The sequence below is a fragment of the Paenibacillus sp. 01T422 genome (assembly GCF_056398785.1).
Genome location: NZ_JBFTQB010001401.1, coordinates 1 through 968, shown reverse-complemented (window position 1 = coordinate 968; position 968 = coordinate 1). Strand labels below are relative to the sequence as shown.

General features: G+C 34.2%; 1 protein-coding gene. It reads right to left on the bottom strand.

The features are described from left to right. The coding region (locus tag AC1DUA_RS39075; RefSeq protein WP_477504796.1) for an SIR2 family protein at window positions 1–708 on the bottom strand (708 nt) is incomplete at its 3' end. Window positions 709–968 lie beyond the last annotated feature (260 nt).

Below are 968 nucleotides of genomic sequence, written 5' to 3'. Positions count from 1 at the left end.
TGAACAACCTTTGCTTGGAGTGCCCCTCCATATTGTTTGAGTTTGTTTATCTAATTGCCAATTTATTGAACCATGCAATTTCCATAGTTTAGTCCATCTTGATGGGAGTTTATTTTCTTCTATTGTCCTAATATCAAAAAAGGCTTTTTTAGAACCAACAAAACCGTCGAAATATGGTACATTTAGCTCTTCCAAAGCCTGTTCCATTAGCAAGTCATAATTTGTTGTAAAAATTTCAACTTGGTGTTCTCGATTAATCGAATTGATCCATGCAGCCAATTTATGGTAGGGTGTTCCGTTGCCTGGCAAATCCACATTTACCTCTTCCTCAATTAGTTCACAAATCGATTCCTCTAACTCAGTGATGACGAAATTTTCCACATCATGAATTTTTCCACTCATAGGTATTTGCTGAAGAAGCCGTATGTAACTTAAAATGTCCTCGATTGTTGGATTAGATATGGTAGTTTTTAAGTTTTGTATTATTTTCACTAATAAGGAGTCAGGATTTCCACCAAATGATTCAGTAATTTTTCTAGTTAATCCTGCTACATCAGGAATTAATGGCCCTTCATTATATCGAATGGAAACAGGACAACCAGCGGCAACGATAAATGCAATTGGCCTCTTATCTTCTGACAGAACATGCTTTAATAAACTTAGTTGTTGAGTTGTGTCATAATATGAAGTCAATAAAGATTGTTCCATAGTAAATTCTCCTCCGTTTGTTTAAATGCGACAATTACTTCCAAATTATACCGTTATCATATCATAATTCTGATAACTATAAACAAAGGTTTTGACGCAAATTAAAACTATTAGAATAACTTTAGTTTTAGGATGCACCATTAGTTTCTTAAGATGATAACCATTTTTGTGCGTACAAAGGAACTTTTAAAATTTTCAGGCAGGGTAAACGAGGGTAATCCCCAGCGCAACAAGAAAAGATAAATCAATCGTAGTAGATT